14 protein-coding genes are annotated in these 13,788 nt (G+C 30.2%); 1 reads left to right on the top strand and 13 read right to left on the bottom strand.

Going from position 1 to position 13,788, the window contains the following annotated elements:
• Nucleotides 1-29: 29 nt before the first annotated feature.
• From nifU to ACK2WO_RS05990, 9 genes are all read right to left on the bottom strand, one after another.
• Nucleotides 30-470, bottom strand: a complete 441-nt coding sequence (gene nifU / locus ACK2WO_RS06030) for a Fe-S cluster assembly scaffold protein NifU (protein WP_040410429.1) — start codon at nucleotides 468-470, stop codon at nucleotides 30-32.
• 91 nt (nucleotides 471-561) lie between these two features.
• Complete coding sequence (gene nifS, locus ACK2WO_RS06025) at nucleotides 562-1,758, bottom strand: cysteine desulfurase NifS (protein ID WP_414697055.1); 1,197 nt, start codon at nucleotides 1,756-1,758, stop codon at nucleotides 562-564.
• Nucleotides 1,759-1,875: 117 nt separating this feature from the next.
• Entirely contained in the window at nucleotides 1,876-2,343 is a 468-nt protein-coding gene (locus ACK2WO_RS06020) for an RrF2 family transcriptional regulator (RefSeq protein WP_414697054.1), read from the bottom strand.
• 89 nt (nucleotides 2,344-2,432) lie between these two features.
• A complete protein-coding gene (locus ACK2WO_RS06015; protein ID WP_414697053.1) occupies nucleotides 2,433-3,725 on the bottom strand; it encodes a replication-associated recombination protein A in 1,293 nt (430 codons plus the stop codon).
• A gap of 123 nt (nucleotides 3,726-3,848) precedes the next feature.
• On the bottom strand, nucleotides 3,849-4,634 hold the full coding sequence (gene codY / locus ACK2WO_RS06010; RefSeq protein ID WP_414697052.1) for a GTP-sensing pleiotropic transcriptional regulator CodY: 786 nt from the start codon (nucleotides 4,632-4,634) through the stop codon (nucleotides 3,849-3,851).
• A 288-nt stretch (nucleotides 4,635-4,922) separates the two neighbouring features.
• Nucleotides 4,923-7,004: a type I DNA topoisomerase gene (gene topA, locus ACK2WO_RS06005; RefSeq protein WP_414697051.1), complete on the bottom strand. Its 2,082-nt coding sequence runs from the start codon at nucleotides 7,002-7,004 to the stop codon at nucleotides 4,923-4,925.
• A 25-nt stretch (nucleotides 7,005-7,029) separates the two neighbouring features.
• Complete coding sequence (dprA, locus tag ACK2WO_RS06000) at nucleotides 7,030-8,151, bottom strand: DNA-processing protein DprA (protein WP_414697050.1); 1,122 nt, start codon at nucleotides 8,149-8,151, stop codon at nucleotides 7,030-7,032.
• Nucleotides 8,152-8,302: 151 nt separating this feature from the next.
• Entirely contained in the window at nucleotides 8,303-9,859 is a 1,557-nt protein-coding gene (locus ACK2WO_RS05995; RefSeq protein WP_414698724.1) for a YifB family Mg chelatase-like AAA ATPase, read from the bottom strand.
• Nucleotides 9,860-9,873: 14 nt separating this feature from the next.
• Nucleotides 9,874-10,221: a YraN family protein gene (locus ACK2WO_RS05990; RefSeq protein WP_414698723.1), complete on the bottom strand. Its 348-nt coding sequence runs from the start codon at nucleotides 10,219-10,221 to the stop codon at nucleotides 9,874-9,876.
• Nucleotides 10,222-10,537: 316 nt separating this feature from the next.
• Between ACK2WO_RS05990 and ACK2WO_RS05985 the strand changes: the two genes are divergently transcribed.
• Nucleotides 10,538-11,044, top strand: coding sequence for a flavin reductase family protein (locus tag ACK2WO_RS05985; RefSeq protein WP_414698722.1), 507 nt, complete (start codon nucleotides 10,538-10,540; stop codon nucleotides 11,042-11,044).
• 153 nt (nucleotides 11,045-11,197) lie between these two features.
• Here ACK2WO_RS05985 and ACK2WO_RS05980 read toward each other — a convergent pair whose 3' ends face one another.
• From ACK2WO_RS05980 to ACK2WO_RS05965, 4 genes are all read right to left on the bottom strand, one after another.
• Nucleotides 11,198-12,070: an IS3 family transposase gene (locus ACK2WO_RS05980; protein WP_414698735.1), complete on the bottom strand. Its 873-nt coding sequence runs from the start codon at nucleotides 12,068-12,070 to the stop codon at nucleotides 11,198-11,200.
• Nucleotides 12,071-12,075: 5 nt separating this feature from the next.
• On the bottom strand, nucleotides 12,076-12,246 hold the full coding sequence (locus tag ACK2WO_RS05975) for a hypothetical protein (protein WP_158573270.1): 171 nt from the start codon (nucleotides 12,244-12,246) through the stop codon (nucleotides 12,076-12,078).
• Nucleotides 12,213-12,962, bottom strand: a complete 750-nt coding sequence (locus tag ACK2WO_RS05970) for a transposase (RefSeq protein WP_178411908.1) — start codon at nucleotides 12,960-12,962, stop codon at nucleotides 12,213-12,215. The genes ACK2WO_RS05975 and ACK2WO_RS05970 overlap by 34 nt, the downstream gene beginning before the upstream one ends.
• A gap of 320 nt (nucleotides 12,963-13,282) precedes the next feature.
• Nucleotides 13,283-13,528: a hypothetical protein gene (locus ACK2WO_RS05965; protein ID WP_414698721.1), complete on the bottom strand. Its 246-nt coding sequence runs from the start codon at nucleotides 13,526-13,528 to the stop codon at nucleotides 13,283-13,285.
• Nucleotides 13,529-13,788 lie beyond the last annotated feature (260 nt).

The following is a 13,788-nucleotide window of genomic DNA, read 5'->3' as shown; positions in this document are numbered from 1 at the left end:
AACACCTCTAATGTTTTCCGAATTGATTGCTAGTCTTCTTCTATTTCTTCATGTTCATGCGCATCTGTTATTTCGTATCCTTCAAGCTCTGGTATAACTATGTTGTGTTTCTGAGCATAGTCTATAAGAGCTGCTTTTACTGCCTGTTCTGCAAGTACTGAACAGTGCATTTTTACTGGTGGTAGTCCATCTAATGCTTCAGCAACTGCTTTATTTGTTAACTGAAGAGCTTCGTGTATACTCTTTCCTTTTATCATTTCTGTTGCCATTGAAGAACTTGCTATAGCACTTCCACATCCGAAAGTCTTGAATTTAACGTCTTTTATTATATCATCTTCTATATCAAGATATATTTTCATTATATCTCCACAAGTTGGGTTACCAACTTCTCCAACTCCACTTGCGTCCTCTATTGATCCCATGTTTCTTGGGTTCATGAAATGGTCCATAACTTTATCACTATACTGCATAATAATTTCCTCCGTAATTTCGATTATATTTTTCCGATTCTTTATTTTATTTATATTGATTCTTATTTTTATTTATACTGCTTTATTTTAATTATTTTCCTTCAGCCTGTAAAGCTTCTTCGTATAAAGGAGACATACTTCTTAATCTTTCTATTACCTTAGGTAATACTTCTAGTATGTAGTCTATATCTTCATCAGTTGTAAAATCACCAACTGTTAATCTTAATGATCCATGAGCTATCTCGTGTGGTAAGCCTATTGCTAAAAGTACATGTGATGGGTCTAATGATCCTGATGTACATGCTGAACCACTTGAGCCAGATATTCCAGCGTGGTTAAGAAGTAATAATATTCCTTCACCTTCTATAAACTTAAATGCGAAGTTTGCATTTCCTGGAAGTCTGTCTTCTAAGCTTCCGTTTATTCTTGTATAAGGTATTCTTTCTTTAACACCTTCTATAAGTTTATTTCTAAGTCTTGTAAGCTCTTTTATATGGTTATCCATATTAGCTTTAGCAAGTTCTGCTGCTTTACCATATCCTACTATTGCAGGTATGTTTTCTGTACCAGCTCTTCTTCTTTTTTCCTGAGCTCCACCGTGAACAAGATTATCAAATCTAAGTCCTCTTCTTATAAATAAAGCCCCTACTCCTTTTGGTCCGTATATCTTATGAGATGACATACTTACCATATCTACACCAAGTTCTTTAACATCTACTGGTATATTTCCAGCTGCCTGAACAGCATCTGTGTGGAATAGTATTTTATGTTTTTTAGCAACTTCTACTAATTCTTTTATAGGTTCTACTGTACCTATTTCATTATTTGCAAACATTATACTTATTAGTATTGTGTTGTCTTTTATTGCATTTTCTAAAGCTTCTGGGCTAACTTTACCTTCTTCATCTACATCAAGATAAGTAACTTCAAATCCGAAGTTCTTTTCTAAGTATTCGCAAGTATGTAATACTGCGTGATGTTCTATTTTTGAAGTTATTATGTGGTTTCCTTTACCCTTTCTCTGAAGGTCAAAGGCAACTCCTTTTATTGCCCAGTTATCACTTTCTGATCCACCAGCAGTGAAGTATATCTCATTTGGTTCTGCATTTATAAGAGATGCTACTCTAGTTCTAGCTAGCTCTAAAGCTTCTTTAGCTTCATGTCCATAACTATAAAAACTAGATGCATTCCCAAATCCTTCATTAAAATATGGAAGCATTTCATCTAATACTTCTTTTTTAACAGGTGTTGTTGCAGAATAGTCCATATAAATTCTTTTATTTTCCATAGTTTTTCCCCTTCCATTTGCAATCTTGCAAATTTGAAATATATTTAAACTTAAAACTTAATTCCATTTGACTTGTATTATTATTTATATCCTAAATTTAACATTTTAACCATTTTTTTATTGTTTATTTAAATCTATTTTATAAATATCTTTTTCGTCACTAGACAATCCATTTTCACCTATCCGATCGTCTACCATATCTTGTAAAAAAGTAGTATTTACAACTTCATCGATTGCGTTTTTCATCTTTTTCCATACTAACCTAGTAGCACATTTATCAGAGTTACTGCAAACGCCCTCTTCTTTTAGACAATCTGATATAGTTATAGGACCTTCTAGGACATTTAATATATCTCCAACAGAAATCTCATCTGGTTTTCTAGCTAAAAAATATCCTCCTTGAGAGCCTCTTATACTTTTTACAAGGCCTGCTTTTTTTAGTTTAGAGAATATTTGCTCCAAATACCGCTCTGAAACATTCTGCTTTTCAGATATATATTTTATAGATATAGGTTCTTCACCATAGTTTAATGCTAGTTCAAACATAGCCTTTAACCCATACCTTCCCTTTGTTGAAAGCTTCACTTTATCACCTTCTTTTAATTCCTACTGTTTTACTATGCTTTAATAATATTATATCCGACTATTTTTGTCAAGTATAAATTCCGACTATTTTACTCTACTTTATTTTTTCTAATTTCTTTTACCTGCTTCCAATAAGAATCATATGCTTTTTCATTTTTATTTTCGCCAGGAGTATAATAAACTCTATCTTTCAATTCATCTGGAAGGTACTGCTGCTCTATCCAATGATTTGGGTAATTATGAGGATATTTATATTCTACCCCTCTTCCCAATTTTTCAGCACCTGCATAATGAGCATCTTTTAAATGATTTGGTATATCACCTATATCAGAATTTTCAACATCGTACATCGCTTTTTCAATTGCATCTATTACAGAATTTGATTTTGGACATTGAGCTAAGTATATCGTAGCCTGTGCAAGTGGCAATCTCGCCTCGGGAAAGCCAAGCTGAAGGGCTGACGATACACAAGCGTATGTTATAGACACTGCATTGGGCACAGCTAATCCTACATCCTCTGAAGCCACACAAAGCAGTCTTCTAGTTATATTTTGCATATCCTCTGCTTTTATAAGTCTAGCCAAATAATGAAGTGCTGCATCTACATCTGAGCCTCTAAGCGATTTATGAAAAGCAGATAAAATAGAATATCCATCATCTCCCTTTCTATCGTAGCTTACAGACTTAGCTGTTGAGCTATCCAAAACATTTTGAAGTGTTATATCTACATTTCCTGTAGCTATATTTATTCCAAGATTAAATGCAAGCTCTAATCTATTTATCGCAGTCCTCATATCTCCATTGCTTAACTGAGCAATATAATCTAATGCTTCATCTTCAACATTGCCTATCGTATATGTTTTACTATCTTTTAATTTTTCAATACAGTTTTTTAATCCCTTTACGACATCGTCCTTTTCAATAGACTTAAATTCGAATACAACACTTCTGCTTAGTATGGCCTTGTATATTACAAAGTATGGGTTATCTGCTGTACTTGCAACTAGTGTAACCGTACCATCCTCTATTACCTCAAGAAGGGATTGCTGTTGTTTTCTATTTAATGCCTGGATTTCATCTAACATAAGTATTATCCCATTAAAAGAAAATAAATCCTCTCTCTTAGAAGCCTCTATAACTTCTTTTATTTCTTTTACACCACAGTTTACAGCATTTAGCTTAACATATTTTTTGCCTGTTACATTTGCTATTATATTTGCCAAAGTTGTTTTTCCAGTTCCTGGAGGGCCATAAAAAATCATATTAGGAATATTTCCACTTTGTATTATTCTGTTCATAACCTTATTTTCACCGATTATATGACTCTGCCCTACCATATCCTCGAGTCTACTCGGTCTAAATCTATCAGCAAATGGCTGCATAAAATCACCTTCTCTTATAATCAAACTACAATAAATATAATTATTTAATAATAATTAATAATAAAAAAGGGATACCAAATTTTGATACCCCTCTCGCTTTTAATTCAAATTTTTAGATATAAACTATCTATTTTCTTTTGTTTTAGCAAGTTCTTCTAATAACTTGTCGTTTAATATTCTTATATGTGTTCCCTTCATTCCAAGAGATCTAGATTCTATAACACCAGCACTTTCGAATTTTCTAAGTGCATTAACTATAACTGATCTAGTTATACCAACTCTATCAGCTATTTTACTAGCTACTAAAAGACCTTCTTTACCGTCAAGTTCTGCAAATATATGTTCAACTGCTTCAAGTTCTGAATATGAAAGAGTTCCTATAGCCATCTGAACAACAGCTTTCTTTCTCATTTCTTCTTCCATTTCTTCGCTTATAGCTCTTAATATTTCAAGACCAACAACTGTAGCTGAATATTCTGCAACAACTAAATCTTCATCATTGAAGTCTTTTTCATATCTAGTTATTATTAATGTTCCTAATCTTTCTCCACTGCCATGTATTGGAACAACTATTGTCTTTTTATTTAATCTACCATGTTCATAAGGGAATATTTTAAGCATTTCTTCACCTGTAATATTCTCTTTAGTATCTTCTATTTTTAGTAGATTTTTAGTATATTCTTCTGGGAACCATTTCTGTTTTGTTATTTCATCTTCTATAACAGAACTATCTTCTTCATCTGTTAAATGAAGGCCTAATACTTTACCTTTTGCACTTATTATATAAGTATTTGATTCTAAAACATCACCTAATACTCCTGCAAGTAGGTTGAAAGATATATTACTTCCACCGCTAGTCTGTAAAGTTCTGTTTATCTTTCTTGTTTTCTGTAATAATTCACTTACCATATCGAAATTCATCTCCTTGTCAAACTATTATACTCAATAAATAAAGTCGTTTGATTAAATTCTAATAATTTTAATATTTTTTTGATTTTTCCACAAAATCTCATTTTTCTTTCTATACTACTAAAAAGATTATCACAAGTTGAGTTTGATTTCAATATAATTTTGTTACTTTTTTTAATTTTCTATATTTTTTATACTATTTTTAATTTTAATTTATTTCGGAATTGTTTAATTCTAAGCAACAATTCAAAAAAATTGCTGCTCAGAATCTAGTTTTTATTAAATTTATTAATTATCTTCTTCTACAGTCTTTTCAAATCCACATTCTTTATTAGAGCAAAGATGTTTTTTACCCTTTTTAGATACTTTTTCAGTCATATAAGAGCCACATTCTGGACATACTTCCTCAACTGGTTTATTCCACTCTATAAAATCACAATCTGGATATTTACTACATCCATAGAATGCTCTTCCTTTTTTAGTTTTTCTGACAATTATCTCACCTGCACCACATTTAGGACATTTTACGCCTATTTTATTTACTATAGGTTTAGTATTTTTACATTCTGGATAGTTTTTACAAGCCATAAATTTACCAAATCTACCGTATTTTATCACCATATTAGATCCACAAAGCTCGCAAATCTCGTCAGTTTCAACATCCATATTTACCTTTTCAATATTTTCAAGTGCTTCTTTTATTGCCTCTTCAAAAGGTTCATAAGATTCCTTTACAACTTCCTTCCAATTAGCTTCACCTTCTTCTATTGTGTCAAGCTCATTTTCTAATTTAGCTGTAAAATCTACATCCATAAGTTTTGCAAAGTTTGCTTCTAATATCTCTGTAACTAGTATTCCTAGTTCAGTTGGCTGAAGGCTTGAGCCACTTTTTTCTACATATTCCCTATTTAATATAGTAGCTATTGTAGGTGCATATGTACTAGGTCTACCTATTCCAAGCTCTTCAAGAGTTTTTACTAAGCTCGCCTCTGTATATCTAGCTGGCGGCTGAGTAAAGTGCTGTTCTGGGAATATTCCATTAACTTTTAAATCGTCTCCTTCTGATATTTCAGGTAAAATTCTATCTTCTCTATCATAGAAGTTGTAAACTTTTGTATAACCATCAAATATCATTTTTGAGCCTGTAGCCTTAAATGTATAGTTCTCTATCTGACATTCTACATTCATAAGTTCAAATTCAGAATCACTCATCTGGCTTGCAACAAATCTTCTCCAAATTAAGTTGTAAAGTTTATACTGGTCTTTACTTAAAGAATCTTTTATACTTTCTGGAGTTCTATCTACAGATGTTGGTCTTATAGCCTCGTGTGCATCCTGAACCTTTTTAGAATTTTTCTTTTCTGAAGATTTTTTCTCTTCTTTATAGTATTCATTTCCTAAAGTTTCTTTTATATATGATTCAGCCTTACCTTTTGCTTCTTCTGATATTCTATTAGAGTCTGTTCTTATATAAGAAATTAACCCTACTGTTCCTTCGCCTTTTACATCTATACCTTCATATAGCTCCTGTGCAATCATCATAGTTTTCTTAGTTGAGAATCCTAATCTATTAACACCTTCCTGCTGAAGCACACTTGTTGTAAATGGTTTTGGTGCAGATTTCTTTCTTTTTTTAGACTCAATTTTTACAACATGTAAGTCTTTATTTTCTATTATTTCTAATATTTTATTTACTTCTTCTTCATTGTGTATTTCGGCCTTTTTACCGTCTATAGCAGATAATTTGAAGTCTATATCCTCACCTGTTTTAGATTCAGACTTAGCATCTATTGTCCAATATTCCACTGGCTCAAATGCATTTATTTCTTTTTCTCTATCACAGATTAATTTTGTAGTAACAGACTGCACTCTACCAGCACTAAGTCCTTTTCTAAGTTTCTGCCAAAGCACTGGACTTATCTGATAGCCTAATAATCTATCTATAACTCTTCTGGCCTGCTGAGCATCAACTAAATCTAAATTTATTTTTCTAGGACTTTTTATCGCCTTTTTGATAGCGTCCTTAGTTATTTCGTTGAACTCTATTCTACAAGGCTCGTCATTTTCTATTCCTAATATATGCTCAAGATGCCAAGAAATTGCTTCTCCTTCTCTATCGGGGTCGGTTGCAAGGTATACTTTACTAGCTTTTTTAGCTGCTTTTTTTAAATCTTTTATAAGATCTCCTTTACCCCTTATATTTATATATCCTGGTTCAAAGTTATTTTCTATATCAATTCCTAACTTACTTTTAGGAAGATCTCTAACATGACCAACAGATGCTTTTACTGTGTAATGGCTTTTACCAAGAAATTTTTCGATTGTCTTAGCCTTTGCTGGCGATTCGACTATAACTAATATTTTTGCCAAAAAACACACCTCCGTCATTAATTTTCTATATTTTCATACTGTACACCCCCTTTTCGATTTCGAAAATAAGTTCGTACAGTTTTAATTTTTCTATAATTGGATTTAATATTTCAATCCCTAGCTTAGCCTTTAAGCATAGAGAATCAATATCTATACTACCATTTTTTCTGATAATATCAACTATTATATTCTCATTATCATTTAAATCCATATTTTTATCGGCTTTTTCTATAGTATCATATTTTCTTTCTTTTTCAAGTATTTTAAATTTAAATACTTCAAATTCCTCTAAAATATCATCTATATTCTCTGTTAATTTGGCTCCCTCTTTTATAAGTCTATGGCATCCTTTGCTATTTTCCGAAAAAATACTTCCAGGTACTGCAAACACTGTTTTACCTTGTTCTGCAGCAAATTCAGCAGTTATAAGTGCCCCACTTTTTTTAGCTGCCTCAACTATAATAACTCCATCACTAAGCCCACTTATTATCCTATTTCTATTTGCAAAATAATGTGGATGAACTTTTTTATTTATGCCATGTTCTGATAATACAGCTCCTCCAGAATCTACAATTTTATTCATTAACCAGATATTTGTTTTAGGAAGAGGATTGTCTATTCCAGATCCGAGCACTCCAAAAGTTTTCCCTTTTCCTAAAAAAGATGCCTCGTGACTTATTGCATCTACTCCTATTGCAAGTCCACTTATTATATCAGCACCATACTCAGAAAGCTCTCTAGCTAATTTTTTAGTACATTCTGCACCGTATACAGTAGGTTTTCTAGAACCAACTACTCCAACAGAAAAATGTTTACCTAAAGCAGATATATCTCCTTTATAAAACAACACCTTTGGAGCATCGTATATATTCGTCAATTTATCTGGATAATCATCATCTCCAATAACCGAATATTTTACATTTTTTCTGTAAAGAAGTTCTTTATAGTCATCTACATTCATTTTATTTTTACATTTAATGATATTCTCTTTAACTTTATCATTTACTCCTTCAAGATTATATATTGTTTTCTCTGAAAAATCAAATATATCTTTGATTGAACTCATTCCTCTTTCAATTTTATCTATGTTTAAATTGCTACATCCAGCAACACCATAAAGCCATAAGTATGCATCTCTTCTTTCCATTTTATAAACTCCCTCATTTTTTATATGATTACACTTAGCCTAATTCTATTTTTTTATATTCACTATGATTCATTTTACTTTTACTTTTTTACACTGATTCAATTATCTTTACTTTAATTCATTTTATATTTACTTTAGATTACATTAAATTCTAATCATGTAAATTAGAAAAATAGGTATAATATGTTCTCCTCATAGAAAAAGCTTCCAATATATCACTCTCTTGTATTCTTTCCCTCTCATTTAAATCAGCAATAGTTCTAGCTACCTTCAGCAATTTTATATAGCTTCTATTACTTAACCTATATTTATTAAAAATCATCTTCATTACCTTCTCACATTTTTCGTCTAATTTACAGTACTTATCTATTTCCGAACTACTCATATCTCTATTTAATCTACTGCTATTTAAACCAAACCTTTTTTGCTGCATCTTTCTAGCAAGTCCAACTCTTTTCCTTATTTCCTCAGATGTTTCATTCTTTGCAGTTGAGTTAATCTCATCAAATGAAACACTTTTCACTTCAGTGAAAATATCAATTCTGTCTAAAAATGGCCCTGATAACTTTCCAAGGTATCTGTCTATGCTATATCTTCTACATCTACATTCTATGTTAGACCTATAATATCCACACGGGCATGGATTCATTGCAGCTACCAAAATAAAATCACTTGGATATGTAACGCTGTATTTTAGCCTTGATATATTTACAACTTTGTCCTCTATAGGTTGTCGCAATGCTTCAAGTGTATCTCTATTAAACTCTGCAACCTCATCCAAAAATAATATTCCATTATGAGCCAAAGTTATTTCTCCAGCTTTTGCATCACTTCCTCCTCCAATTAAAGACACACCTGTTGCAGTGTGATGTGGAGATCTAAATGGTCTTTTTTCTATTAATCCACTTCTTTCAATTGAACTTGAAAAAACACTGTATATTCTACTAACTTCTAGCATTTCTTCTCTATTCATATCTGGAAGAATTGTAGTCATCCTCTTTGCCAAAAATGACTTTCCAGAACCTGGAGGCCCTATCATAAGCATATTGTGACCTCCTGCCACAGAAATTTCTGCACATCTTTTTACATATATATTTCCCTTTATATCACTAAAATCTATATTTTCATATTCAGTATGTTCTGCACATTTTCTAGATAGAATTTCTGACTTAATCGCTTCTATTTCAAGATTTGTTATATTCCCATTTACTAGCGATATACAGTTTTTAAGGCTATTTACTGGCAATATTTCAATATCATCTATAAAACTACACTCTTCAAAATTATCTTTTGGAATAAATATTTTCTCATATCCATTTTCTTTTGCTCCTATTACAATTGGGAGTATCCCTTTTATAGATTTTACGCTCCCATCTAATGATAACTCTCCTACAAATACAGACTTTTTCATATCATCGTCCTTTGCATGTATTTTATCTCTAAGTATTCCTATACTTATCGGCAAATCTAAAAAGGAACCCTGTTTCTTCATGTCTGCAGGCGATAGATTGACAACTATTCTCGCATTAGGAAATCTATACCCACTATTTGTTATAGCAGACTTAACTCTTTCTCTGGCTTCTTTTATTTCTGTTCCAGCAAGCCCCACTATACTAAAAGACGGCATACCTTTTCCAATATCGACCTCTACCTTTATATCACAACTATCTATTCCAATTATATTTCTAGAATTAATCGAACTTATCATATCTAAACCTCCACCTAAAAAGCATTTACTATATGCCTTATTTTTTTATCGCTCATATATACTTCTATAACATCAAATCTAATAGAAATCTCCTGTAAATTATTCTTCATTATATATTCTTGAGCTGTTTTTTTTATTTTATTCTGCTTTGTTTTATCTACAGCTTCTGCAGGAAAACCATATTTGCAAGTACTTCTGCTTTTAACCTCTATAAAAACTATTTCTGTTGTATTAAAAAACGATATTATATCTATTTCTCCAAATCTCCCCCTAAAATTTCTTTCTTTTATAATAGCACCACCATTTTCTAAAAATTTTGTAGCTATATCCTCACCTATTTTTCCTTTTTCTACATTATTCATAAATTCATACCTCCTATTTTTTATCTATAAAATCAGTAATATTTCTTCTATTTTTATTATTTTCAACCGATACAATTTTTATACAAATCTACAACAGTTTTATATTTTTATTAGAATTTTTTTTAGTACATAACTTTATTATTAGTTTTATAATTTTATTTTTAGAATTTTATTTTTGATATTTTGCTACTTTTATTTAAATTTATGTTTTGATTTTATGAATTTTTAATTTAATTTTGTGATATTATATTTATAGAAATATTTGATTTATAAGAATATTTATTTTTCTTTTGAGGATATTAAAGGAGGTTTTTATATGTTAAAAAAAATAGATCCAAAAGAATTAAATGCAAACCCATTTACACTTTTAGATAATGATTGGGCTCTTCTTATGGCAGGAGATAAAGATTCTTTTAACTCTATGACTGTAAGCTGGGGCGGTGTAGGAGTTCTTTGGAGAAAAAATGTAACTACTGTATATGTTAGACAAAGTAGATATACTAAAGAATTTATGGATAATAGTGAATACTATACACTTACATTCTTAAAAGACGGTTTTAAAGACAAACTTTCTCTTCTTGGTACAAAATCTGGTAAAGAAATAGACAAGATGAATGTAGAAGGTTTAAATCTTGTTGAATTAGAAAATGGATTTGGATATGAAGAATCAAAACTAGTATTTGTTTGTAAAAAATTATTTAAAAATGATTTAAAAGAATCTCAATTCTTAGTTGATGGATTATTTGATGAATGCTATCCTGACAAAGATGACTTCCATACAATGTATATTGGAGAAATAGTTGGATGCTATATAAATGAATAAATTTATTTAAAAAAGCGTATTTGAAAAGTATCGTCCTCGCTCCTGGCTTCGACGCTTTGCTCTGTCTTGTAAGACCTTAAATCTGTGCAAAGCGTGAAGGGGTCCCAATTTGTTGAACTTTGCGAGATAGTTTTAATAAACTATCTCGCATTTTTAAGCAGCTGAAAGGCGAAGCCTATACTCAATAGGACTCATCCAACCAAGCTTCGCTTTAATTCTTTTCTCATTATAATATTTTATATAATTTTCAATAGCCAATTTGAGTTCGTTATAGCCATTATATACATATCCATAATAAATTTCTTGTTTCAATATACCAAAAAAGTTCTCCATAACAGCATTATCAAGGCAGTTTCCTTTTCTGGACATACTTTGAAAAATTCGTTCTTTTTTTAACTTATTTCTATATAAATGCATCTGATATGCCCAACCTTGATCTGAGTGAAATGTTCTTCTATACTTACAATCGGATGTCACTTCTATAGCTTTATTTAGAGCAGACATTACATTATTTGCAGTTGGTCTTTCGGATATACTAAAACTTAATATTTCACTATTATACATATCCATAAACGCATCAAGATAGAGTTTTTTTACTATAGCTTCGCCATTTTTTCCTTTTTCATAATACTTAAACTCTGAAGTATCAGTTGCTATCTTTTGATGAGGGACACTTGTATAAAATTTCTGTCTAAATCTATTCTTTGCAGTTTTACCTACATTACCTTTATATGAGTTATATTTACGACTTTTTCTTGAAAAGGATTTTACCTGTAGACCTAATTTTTTTACTATTCTATGTACTTTTTTTATGTTAACAACCATAGTTTTTCTAAGTTCCCGATGTATACGTTTATATCCATAGTCTTTATGCTGAGCTCTAATTTCTAATATTAACTGTTCTATTTCCTGGTCTTTATTTTTTCTGTTAAATCTCTTTTGCCAATACATATATGTTGATTTTGGAAAATTGATAGCAGCAAGAATATCTTTTAATTTAAATAATCCTCGGAGATTATATACTATTCTTGCTATTTCTTCGGAAGTTGCTTTTCTTCTTCCAGATATAATCTCCTCTTTGCTTTTAAAAATTCATTCTGTATTCTTAGTTTAAGATTTTCTGCTTCGAGTTCTTCGATTCTTTTTAACGTTTTTTCATCTATATTATCTAACTTTCTTTTTTCACTTTTGGATTTAGCCATTCTTTATCATCCTTTCTTTTTACCTTCGGTTTTAAGGCACTAGTCCCATACCTTAGATACTTTATTACCCATAATCTTATTGTTGATCTATCGCTCATATTTAGATAGTCAGCTAGGCTTTGATATGAAAAATTACCTTCTAAGTATAACTTTACCACACGCATTTTATATTCAAAAGAATAATTTCCTCTTTTAGGAGCTATTTTTGAATAATCTCCGACTTTTCTAACGTAATCCATGTACCATTTAGATATGTCAGAACGAGAAGGAATATCATATTTTTTCATTAATACCTTACATCTACATTCTTCATTTATATATTCCTTAAGAACCATTTGTTTAAACTCCTTTGAAAAAGTTCTTTTTTTAGGTCGAAGACATAACGATTCATCTCCGATTTCATTTATGAACTGATTGAACCAATTAGATAGTGTACCTTTTTTTAAATCATATTTTACTTCTATTTCCTTTTGCATACATCCAGAAACAATATATTCCTGAATAATTTTCAATTTAAATGTAGTTGTATACTTACTTTTAGTCTTCGACTTTTTTATTAATGCTAAGTCCTTTGAGTTATTTTTATATTTTTCAATCCATTTGAAAACACTGCTTTGTGATACACAATACTTTTTCGAAAGTTCACTTTGCGTAATTTCAGTATCGAAATATTCACTTGCAATTTTATTCTTAAAATCTTCGCTATATTTAGGCATAAAAAATACTCCAATCGTTAGATTTTTAAGTCCAACAAATTGGAGTACCTACAGCGTCTGTAGATAGTCGCATAGGTACGATACTTTTTCAAATACGCCATATTTAATAATTTTCTTCATTTTTAATATCTACAAATCTGTTATTTATATTGTATTTAATCTTATATTATATATAATTTTATAATAAAAAGGAAAAAGCACCTTTAAAATATTAATTATATACAAAATAAAAAGTGCTACCACAATATTTTTTATGATAGCACCTATTTTTTGATATTAAGTAGAATTTTTAAGTATTTTGTTAGCTAAGATTTGTGTGTTTATTGTATTTCTTCTATTTTTTCTTTTACACACATGTAATAATCTTTAGCTTCTAGAACCTGTGCTTCTAAGACGTCAATTAATTCCTGTTGCCAATCAGCACATTTGTCCTTTAGTTCCATAGGAAGGGTTCTGTCTGCAATATATCTGTCTATCCAGTCACCAGCAGATTTTATGATCTCTTCTCTTTCTCTTACAAATTTTTCAATTTCTTTTAGTACTGTATCATAATTTCTTTCAGTCATCTGACTTCCCTCCTTATTTATTTGTATATATTATAATTCTATATTAAAACCTTTATTACCTTCTTTTTCTAAAAAAATTTCTTTAAATTAATTATATTATTATCTTTTTAAATTTTTAATAAATCTACACCTTAAAAAGTTAATCTCAAAGACTAACTTTTAGATTTAGTATAAATTTTAATTAATAGTATTTATAATAACATTTATAAACTATTAATACCTTCTCCAAGTCCTCCCTCTTTCTAAATATAGATAAGATT

The sequence above is a fragment of the Peptacetobacter sp. AB845 genome (assembly GCF_047528295.1).
Taxonomy (GTDB): Bacteria; Bacillota; Clostridia; order Peptostreptococcales; family Peptostreptococcaceae; genus Peptacetobacter.
Note: the sequence above shows the minus strand (reverse complement) of the source record. Positions and strands in the feature narration are given on the sequence as shown.